Below are 456 nucleotides of genomic sequence, written 5' to 3'. Positions count from 1 at the left end.
GAAAAAAGGTTTCTAAAATCAGCCGTTCTTGCTTTAAAAAGTCATCGAGAAAGTGACTGACTTGTTCTATTTCGTAGCTTTCGATACGACGGGCAGCGGCTTCGGATGCTCGGGTTTGAGTCTCGGTCTTGAAAAATAGGTGGCAAATCCGTGACAAGATGGCTTTGGATGCTTGTACTTGTAAGTTCTGGCTGATGATAATCGTGCCACGAAACGGCGGTTCATATACTTCGTTACCGTTGTTTTTCATGCCCCGTGTACCAATGCTCCCACCATCGTATAAATTCTTCAGCTCGTCCCAATTGAATTGATTATTACGTCCACCACTGGCGGCATTATCACGGTCTGATTCAATCAGTACCGTGGGCATATTGGACGTTTGGCTAAGGGTGCGTAGTCGTCCTGCCTTGGTGGACTTATTGGGATCGATGCCCTCGTGATTGTCCCGTCCAATTA

At 46.5% G+C, this 456-nt stretch carries 1 protein-coding gene; it reads right to left on the bottom strand.

Translation table 11 applies throughout. The features are described from left to right. Positions 1–370, bottom strand: a 370-nt coding sequence (locus WA407_RS26320; protein WP_336078736.1) for a hypothetical protein, incomplete at its 3' end; no start/stop codon positions are given. Positions 371–456 lie beyond the last annotated feature (86 nt).

Origin of the sequence: Paenibacillus sp. 203 (genome assembly GCF_037027525.1) — a bacterium.
Lineage (GTDB): Bacteria > Bacillota > Bacilli > Paenibacillales > Paenibacillaceae > Paenibacillus > Paenibacillus polymyxa_B.
The sequence above is the reverse complement of the archived record's forward strand: the minus strand, read 5'-3'. Positions and strand labels throughout refer to the sequence as shown.